Origin of the sequence: Micromonospora sp. KC207 (genome assembly GCF_004348615.1) — a bacterium.
Classification (GTDB): domain Bacteria; phylum Actinomycetota; class Actinomycetes; order Mycobacteriales; family Micromonosporaceae; genus Micromonospora.
In genome coordinates this window covers 1-7,862 of record NZ_SMKJ01000308.1, presented here as the reverse complement: position 1 = coordinate 7,862, position 7,862 = coordinate 1, and the positions used below count along the sequence as shown (strand labels likewise).

General features: G+C 76.9%; 8 protein-coding genes. 4 read left to right on the top strand and 4 right to left on the bottom strand.

Annotated features, from left to right (window positions below; all coding sequences use genetic code 11):
- From E1258_RS27460 to E1258_RS27445, 4 genes are all read left to right on the top strand, one after another.
- A partial coding sequence (locus E1258_RS27460) for a cellulose-binding domain-containing protein (protein WP_207919745.1) occupies window positions 1-304 on the top strand: 304 nt, incomplete at its 5' end.
- A gap of 153 nt (window positions 305-457) precedes the next feature.
- Entirely contained in the window at window positions 458-763 is a 306-nt protein-coding gene (locus E1258_RS27455) for a hypothetical protein (RefSeq protein ID WP_132406222.1), read from the top strand.
- A gap of 10 nt (window positions 764-773) precedes the next feature.
- On the top strand, window positions 774-2,060 hold the full coding sequence (locus tag E1258_RS27450; protein WP_132406220.1) for a cupin domain-containing protein: 1,287 nt from the start codon (window positions 774-776) through the stop codon (window positions 2,058-2,060).
- Window positions 2,061-2,096: 36 nt separating this feature from the next.
- Window positions 2,097-2,948: a hypothetical protein gene (locus E1258_RS27445; RefSeq protein WP_132406218.1), complete on the top strand. Its 852-nt coding sequence runs from the start codon at window positions 2,097-2,099 to the stop codon at window positions 2,946-2,948.
- Between the two features lie 55 nt (window positions 2,949-3,003).
- On the opposite strand, the gene E1258_RS27440 is transcribed toward E1258_RS27445, so the two are convergent.
- Genes E1258_RS27440 through E1258_RS27425 form a run of 4 tightly spaced genes read right to left on the bottom strand, consistent with a single transcriptional unit; the run spans window position 3,004 to window position 7,647 of the window.
- Window positions 3,004-3,669, bottom strand: a complete 666-nt coding sequence (locus tag E1258_RS27440) for a hypothetical protein (RefSeq protein WP_132406216.1) — start codon at window positions 3,667-3,669, stop codon at window positions 3,004-3,006.
- On the bottom strand, window positions 3,666-6,350 hold the full coding sequence (locus E1258_RS27435) for an FtsK/SpoIIIE domain-containing protein (protein ID WP_132406214.1): 2,685 nt from the start codon (window positions 6,348-6,350) through the stop codon (window positions 3,666-3,668). Before E1258_RS27435 ends, E1258_RS27440 begins: the two co-directional genes overlap by 4 nt.
- Window positions 6,343-7,377 (bottom strand): hypothetical protein, encoded by a 1,035-nt coding sequence (locus E1258_RS27430; RefSeq protein ID WP_243715727.1) that lies wholly within the window; start codon window positions 7,375-7,377, stop codon window positions 6,343-6,345. The genes E1258_RS27435 and E1258_RS27430 overlap by 8 nt, the downstream gene beginning before the upstream one ends.
- Window positions 7,378-7,386: 9 nt before the next feature.
- The gene (locus tag E1258_RS27425) at window positions 7,387-7,647 is read right to left on the bottom strand and encodes a hypothetical protein (protein ID WP_007076395.1); all 261 of its coding nucleotides are present in this window, start codon (window positions 7,645-7,647) and stop codon (window positions 7,387-7,389) included.
- Between the last annotated feature and the right edge of the window lie 215 nt (window positions 7,648-7,862).

Sequence of the window (7,862 nt, the reverse complement as noted above, 5' to 3'; positions counted from 1 at the left end):
GAGCTACGTGCCGAACTCCTGGGGCAACGGCTTCACCGCCGAGATCCGGATCCGCAACGACGGCCCCAACGCCGTCAACTCCTGGACCTTCGGCTTCTACTTCCCCGCCGGCCAGCAGGTCACCAACGCCTGGAACGCCACCGTCACCCAGTCGGGCACCCAGGTCAACGCCCGTAACATGAGCTACAACGGTGCGCTGCCCGTCGGCGGCACGGTGAGCTTCGGTTTCCAGGGCACCCACACGGGGTCCAACCCGTCGCCCACCAGCTTCACCTTCAACGGCAGCGTCTGCCGCAACGGCTGATCGCCCTCGTTCCGCCGGCACACCGGCAAACCGGACGTGCCGGCGGGGCCCGCCGTCTACGGTGTGGTTAGGAAAGATCGTGCCGGGGGTACCACCCGCCGCACGACGAACCCCCGTCACGCGGCGGGGCGGCACTTGGCGAGGGAGCACCGAATGGCACTCAACGACGACGACATCCAGACGACCAGCGGCGGCGGCCTGGAGGGCCCGGCCGACGGCGGTGCCACCCCGGGTCAGCAGGACCGTGGCGCGGATGCTGGGGCCGAGGGTCCGGCCGACGGCGGTGCCACCCCGGGTCAGCAGGACGGTGGCGCGGACGGTGGGGCCGAGGGTCCGGCCGACGGCGGTGCCACAGCGGGCCAGCGGGACGGTGGCGCGGACGGTGGGGCCGAGGGTCCGGCCGACGGTGGTGCCACAGCGGGCCAGCGGGACGGTGGCGCCGACGGCAGTGCCGTCTGACGTCCCTGCGATGACGATCACCGACCCGCCGGGCGGCCACGGCCGCCCGGCGGTTCCGTCCTCCGCCGCCCGGGCCCTCGCGCGCTGCGTCGCCGTCGAGCCGGGCAAGTTCGCCGCCGCCCACTGGGGACGGGCCCCGTTGCTGTCCCGCGCCGCCGAGCTGCCCAACGCCGGCGGCTTCACCGACCTGCTCAGCCCCGCCGACGCCGACGAACTGCTCAGCCGGCGCGGGCTGCGTACCCCGTTCCTGCGCATCGCCAAGGACGGCCAGCTCGTGCCGGCGGCGCGCTGGACCGGCGGCGGCGGTGCCGGCGCCGAGATCGGCGACCAGGTCCTCGACGAGCGGGTGCTGGAGCTGTACGCCTCCGGCGCGACGCTGGTGCTCCAGGGACTGCACCGCACCTGGCCCGCCCTGGTCGACTTCGCCCGCGAGCTCGGTGCCGCCCTCGCGCAGCCGTTGCAGGTCAACGCCTACCTGACCCCGGCCGGCAACCAGGGTTTCGCGACCCACTACGACACCCACGACGTCTTCGTGCTCCAGGTCGACGGGCGCAAGCACTGGCGCATCCACCCGCCGGTGCTGGCCGATCCCCTCGAACGCCAACCCTGGGGCGGCCGGGCCGACGAGGTCTCCGCCACCGCCCAGGGGCCCGCCGCGCTCGACGTGGTTCTCGAACCGGGCGACGCGCTCTACCTGCCGCGCGGCTGGCTGCACACCGCCCAGGCCCAGGAGAGCAGTTCCCTGCACCTGACCGTCGGCATCCGGGCGCTGACCCGGTACGCCATCGCCGAGGAGCTGCTCGCCCTCGCCGCCGCCGACGCCCGGCTGCGCGCCGGCCTACCGTTCGGCATCGACGTGGCCGACCCGGACGCGATCGAGCCGGAGCTGACCGAGACCGTCGAGGCGCTGCGGGACTGGCTGCTGCGCGCCGACCCGGCTGCCGTGGCCGACCGGCTGCGGGCGCGGGCCTGGCCGGCCGCCCGGCCCGCCCCGATCCGGCCCCTGGCCCAGGCCGCCGCGCTCGCCTGCGTTGACGCCGACACCCGGCTCGCGCCCCGGCCGGGGCTGCGCTGGCGGCTCGACCCGACCGGGGACGGGAAGGTCACGCTGCGCCTGTTCGACCGGGTGCTGACGCTGCCCGCCGGGTGCGAGCCGGCGCTGCGCGCGCTGCTCACCGGCGCGGTGACCCGCGTCGGCGACCTGCCCGGCCTCGACGCCGCCGCCGACCGGGTCGTCCTGGCCCGCAGGTTGCTGCGCGAGGCCGTCGCCGTCCCCGCCGAGGGACAGTCGCGCTGACGGGAACCCTTCGGCCGCCGGCTGCGTCGCAGTGCCATGACACTTCTTCGACGCATGCGGGTGGCGGTCCTACCGCTGCTCCTGCTGACCGGGGCCTGCGCCCAGCAGGACGCCCCGTCCGGCGCCGGCGAGCCCGCCGCCGCATATCCCGACGACGTGCCGGTGGTCCGGATGGCATACACGGGTGGGTTCGTGTCGCCGATCACGCTGGCGACCCGGCTGCCCGCCGTCAGCGTGTACGGCGACGGCCGGGTCATCGCAGAGGGGCCGGTCCCCGCCATCTACCCGGGACCGGCCCTGCCCAACGTCCAGGTGGCGAAGATCGATGCCGGGGCGGTGGCTGAGCTGGTCGCACAGGCCCGCGCCGCCGGGGTGGGCACCGCCCAGGACCTCGGCACCCCGTCGATCACCGACGTGGCCGCGACCCGGTTCACCGTTCGCGGCCCCGTCGGCACCGAGGAACTGGAGGTCTACGCCCTCGCCGAGGCGACCGGCCCCGAGTCCGGCCTGAGCGCCGAGCAGCGGGCGGCCCGTGACCGGCTGCGCGCCTTCGCCGAGAAGCTGACCGGACTGTCCGGCACGGACCCGCAGCTGTACCAGCCGACCGCCGTCGTGGCCGTCGCCCAGAAGTGGACCGCCGGCGGGGAGGTCGGCAAGCAGGCGGAGGTGGCCTGGCCGGGCCCCGAGCTGCCCGGCGAATCGATCGGCGACGGCCTCGGGCTGGGCTGCGTGACGGTGACCGGCGCGGCGGTACGGCAGTTGCTCGACGCCGCCGGCACGGCCAACGCGGCGACCCCGTGGACCTCCGGGGGGAAGCGCTGGACGGTCGCGCTGCGGCCGCTGCTGCCCGACGAGACCGGCTGCGGCGACCTGGCGTCGCGCAGCTGAGCCGAGCCCGGCCGGGGTGGCCCACTCCGGCCGGGACCGTCGGCGGTCGGCCGGTTCAGCGGGCCAGGATCAGCAGCCCGGCGGTGGTCACCAGGCCGGCCACCAGGACGACCGTGACCGGCCGGGGGGACAGCACCGCGTGCCGGCGGTCCGCGAGCCGCTTGGCCAGGGCCAACCCGACCAACGGGCCGAGTAGGGTCACCACCAGCGCCAGCACCGGCAGGCCCACCGCCAGGTCACCGCCGTTGCGGGCGCCGAGCGCCCGGGCCCCCGCGCCGAGGGCGAACATCACCGCCGCGCCCACCACCCCGCACAGCGCCAGCAGCGGGTTCGCCGACGCGGGCAGCTCGCCCGGCTGCCTGGTCCGGTCCAGCAGCCCGCGCACCCCGTGCAGCAGCAGCAGCGGATCGCCCGAGGCGTCCCGGGCCGGGCCGGGCGGGTCGCCGAGGCGGCGGGCACCCGCGCCCAACCGGGCCCGGAATTGCTGCCACAGGTGGGCCGCCTCGGCGTCCACCCGCTCCACCAGCTCCCGCGCGTCGGCCGCCTCCCGCTCGGCGTCCCGGAGCTGCTCGGCGGCCTCGGTGACGGCCCGCTCGGCGGCGGCGCACTGCTGGTCGTACCAGGTGCGGGCCTCGGCGCGCTGGGTGTGCACCCGGTCGGCCAGCTCGGCCAGCCGCCGCACCTGCGCCGCGTACGTCTCGCTGGTCACCGGTTCGTTCATGCCGCCGGTCCGTAGGGGATGATGACCTGGCCGGTGCGGTGCGCCGCCCGGTCGAAGAAGAGCCCCCGCCACGGGCGGGGATACCAGTCGGGGCCGCCCGTGCCCGGGTACAGCGACGAGCCCAGCTCGCCGCCCTGGACGTCGAGGGCCACCCACGCGCCGATCTGGTCGGTGCGGGCAGCCGGCCCGCCGAGGTCCACCCGCATCCGGGCCACGCCGCGCCACCAGGCCAGCACGTGGGTACGCCGCTCCGGCCCGTCGTGCAGGACGCGGCGCAGGTGCTCCAGCCCGGTCCGCCCGCCGGCCCGCGCGGCCAGCCGGCCGGCCGCCGCGTCGACCGCGTACAGCAGCAGGTAGTGCGGGGTGGCCGGGGTGCCCGGCCGATCGAGGGCCGCCGCCGTCTCGGCCATCAGCTCCGGTACGGTCTCGTCGTCGTACCAGGCGGCGTCGTCGGCGAGGTCGGCGTAGAGCTCCCGGGCGTCCGGGTCGGCGTCCGGGTCGAGGCAAGCGATGGAGAACCGGGCGGCGCCGGGGCGGTGCTGGCGGGCCAGCGACCGGGCGGCGGCGTCCAGCACGGCGCACGCCTCGTCGACCCGGGTGCCCAGCACCGCGAGGTTGCGCCCGGGGGCCCGGGGCAGCCGCAGCACCGCCGAGCGGGCCTGCACGTCGATGATCTCCCCGAGCAGGGCCACCGGGCTGCGCGGCGCAACCTCGCCCTCGGGCGGGGTGAGCGCCCGGAAGTCCGGGGCGTCGGCGAGCCGGGGGATCGCGTCGCCGTCGAAGAGCCGGGCGGGCCGGGCGTCGGCCGGGCGCATCCGCCACAGTCGATGCTGCAACTCGCTCCAGGCGTCCCAGTCGCTGGCCGACGGGATGCGGGCCACCTCGTTGCCCTCGACGAGGCCCGACTCGGCGTTGACCACCGCGTGGTGGCGGGGCAGGGATTGGGCGGCGTCGTTGCGCTCGGCGAGGATGCGTAGCGCCTTGGGCAGCGCGATGCGCAGGGTGAACTGGGCGACCAGCGCCGGTCGCCCCCACAGCGCCTCGATGCCGCGTACGTCCTGCGAGGCCAGCACCAGGTGGATGCCCTGGGACCGGCCCCGGCGGGCCAGGTCCTCCAGCAGGTCGGCGGCCTCCCGGGCGACCACGTCCCGGCCGGCCAGCAGCGCCTGGAACTCGTCGACCACGGCGACGATGCGGGGCCAGTTCCCGGTCGGGTCGACCGCCCGCAGCTCGGCGAGCTTGGTCACCTCGTGCTTCTTGGCCGCGTCGGCCCGCCGGCGCAGCTCCTCGGCGAGGAACCGCAGCAGTGCCAGCCCGAACTCCCGGTCGGTGTTGACATTGATCCCGACCAGCCGCATGTGCGGCAGCCAGCTCGGGTCCCGCCGGCCCTGGGCGAACCGGGCGAAGGACACCCCCTCCTTGAAGTCGAGCAGGTAGAACTCCAGCTCGGCGGGGGAGTAGCGGGACGCCAGCGCGCCGATCCAGGCGAAGATCAGGTTGGTCTTGCCGGTGCCGGACGGGCCGCCGATCAGCGCGTGCGGCGGGTAGTCGCCGAGAGTGAGCAGGACCGGCCGGCCGTGCGGGCCCTCGCCGATGGGCGCGGTCAGCCCGGTCGAGGAGTCCTCCCGCCACATCTGCTCCGGCGGCGGCAGCAGGTCGGTGAACGGGGCCGGCGGGGGGCCGGCGTTGACCCGGGCGGCGATCTGCCGGCAGGTCTCGGTGACCAGCGTGGCCGGGGGCGGTGGGTCCAGGGTGACCGGCAGGCCGGGCGGGCCGCCCAGCCGGGCACCGTCCGGGCCCACCACGACCCGGGTCACCGTCGGGTCGTCCGGCACCGGCACGCCGCGTGTCACCAGGTGCACCCCGCACGCCGCGCCGGTGCGTACCACCCGGTCGAGCTGGCCGCGCTCGTGCCGGGACAGCTCGTCGCCGCCGAGCAGCACCGCCACCCGCCATGGCTCGGGACGGCGGCCGGTCGCGGCGGCCAGCTCCCGCAGCGAGCGGTACTCCCCGGCCAGCACCGTCTCGTTGATCCGGCGGATCTGCTCCACCAAGTCGTCCAGCAGCCGGCCCAGCCCACCGGGGCCGACGAAGGTGAGCAGCCCGGCGGTGCCGAGCGGGGCGAAGCCGGCCAGCCCGCCGCCGAGGTGCTCCGGGTCGTACCCGAACAGCCGCACCGCGCCCGGGTCGGCGCGGCCCAGGCTGCGCAGCAGCAGCGCCGGCACCACGGCCGCTCCGCCGTCGGCCTCGGCCCCGGTCAGGTGCACGTGGCCGGCGTCGAGCAGCGGCACCAGCGCCGGCACCGGCTCCGCGCCGGGGATGCGTACGGTGCCGACGCGTACGGCACCGGGTGTCTCGCCGCGACCGGCCGGCGTCGCGGCCCACTCCGCCCAGCCCGCGGAGGCCGCGCCTGGTGCCTCGCGGCGGGCGGCGTCCACGGCCCGGCGGGCCAGCTCGGCGATCCGGGCGGTGTGCCGGGCGTCGATCTCGGCCAACCGCCGGTCCCGCTGCGTTCCCACCCTGGCCGGTACGGCCGCCGCGGCGCGCTGCACGCGGGCCAGCCGGTCCCGGGCGGCGGCCAGCTCGGCGTCGGCGTCGGCGAGGCGGTGCCGGGTGGCGCCCAGCGCCTCGGAGAGCATGCCCCGCACCCGGGTCACGAGCTGGGCGCGACGGTCAGCCATCGGAGCCCCGGCGGGCGGCGCCCCCGGCGGGCGGCGCGGGCGGCCTGCCCTGCGCGGCCCGCTCCCGGGCCGCGCGGTCGCGGGCCGCGCGTGCCCGGGTGGCCTCGTCCCAGGCGTCCCGCTCGGCCTCGCGGCGCTTGCGCTGGGCGGTCGCGGCCGCCGGGTCGGGCTGTTCCTCGTCGCGGGGCAGGTCCCTGCCGAGGCGGGCCAGCAGCACGGCGGTGACCACGCCGGCGGTGACCGCCGCGTCGGCGGCGTGGGGCTGCTCCTCGCCGCTGCCACGCGGCGGCGGGGGCATCCGGCAGACCCGGGTGAGCAGCGTCTCCAGTACCGGCGGGGGCAGCCCGGGCAGCAGGTCGCGCACCCGGCTGTCCAGCTCGCTGCGCAGCCGGGGCAGGTCGTCGGCGCGGGGCGGGTGCCCGAGCAGTTCCCCGGCCAGCTCGCGCAGCAGTGGCGGGGCGAGCGCGGCCAGGCCGAGGCCGACGTCGGCGTGCGCGGCGCGTAGCTCGCGGTGCAGCCGGTCCCGGTCGCCGCCGCGGACCCCGTCGGCGACCCGGCGCAGCAGCTCCCGGGAGTCGCCGATCCGTTCGTCCGGCTCGTCCGGCGCGCCCTCCCGGCCGCCGGTCAGCTCCGCCACCCGCACCGCCCACCAGCGGCGCAGCACCGGGTTGTCGTCGCGGGCCGGCGGCTCGCCACCGGCGGCGGGTGGCGCGTCGCGCGAGGCGTCGTGTACCTGCCGGTCGCCGGCCGGGCGGGGCGCGGGGGCGCCGTCGGGGGACAGCCCGATGGCCGCGAGGTACGTCGAGAGCTGTTCCTGGGCCACCCGCAGCGCGTGACCGGCGGACTCGGCGTGCTCGACGGCGGCGGACAGCTCCGGCACCCCCATCGGGTTGGCCGACTCCTGCCGCACCCAGCGCAGCCGCTCGGTGGCCTGGCCGAACTTCTCCAGCGCCAGGGCGAGCTGGGCCAGCGGGAACTCCTCCGCGGCGGCCCGCACCTGGGCCCCGACGTCCTCGATGATGGACACGTCCGCCCCTTACAGGGTCGAGACGTAGAGTTGCGCCTGCTCCACCGCGACGAGGGTGGCCGCGAGGCACTCCTCCAGTTCCTGGCTGGCCTGGGTCAGCGAGGCCTGCGCCGCCTCGACCGTCTCGTGCCCGCTGCCCTCCAGCGCCCCGGCCAGGGTCTGCTGCGCCTCCGCCAGCTTCTCACCGGCCGCCTGCACCGCGGTCTGCCCGTCACCGATCTGTTGGAGGGCGACATCGATGGCTGCCTTCAGCTCGGCGACGCTCGCCACGTGGACCTCCTGGGGGCGGGGAGATCTCCATTACAACCCATCCCCGGTGGGGAGAGAACATCCGCCCTGTCGGTGTCGCCGCCCGGCTGTCCGATTACGCCACTGACGTGCGTGAACCCTGCGCAGGTGTCTCGCGCTCGGGTCAACTGATCCCGCCCACAGGACTCATCCACGTGGGCCTGGGGCGGTACGGCCCCGGGTGGGTGGGTTCAGGT

Coding starts and splice junctions, on each gene's coding strand:
- E1258_RS27450 (WP_132406220.1), top strand. CDS start 774: ATGACGATCACCGACCCGCCGGGCGGCCACGGCCGCCCGGCGGTTCCG.
- E1258_RS27440 (WP_132406216.1), bottom strand. CDS start 3,669: ATGAACGAACCGGTGACCAGCGAGACGTACGCGGCGCAGGTGCGGCGG.
- E1258_RS27445 (WP_132406218.1), top strand. CDS start 2,097: ATGACACTTCTTCGACGCATGCGGGTGGCGGTCCTACCGCTGCTCCTG.
- E1258_RS27455 (WP_132406222.1), top strand. CDS start 458: ATGGCACTCAACGACGACGACATCCAGACGACCAGCGGCGGCGGCCTG.
- E1258_RS27435 (WP_132406214.1), bottom strand. CDS start 6,350: ATGGCTGACCGTCGCGCCCAGCTCGTGACCCGGGTGCGGGGCATGCTC.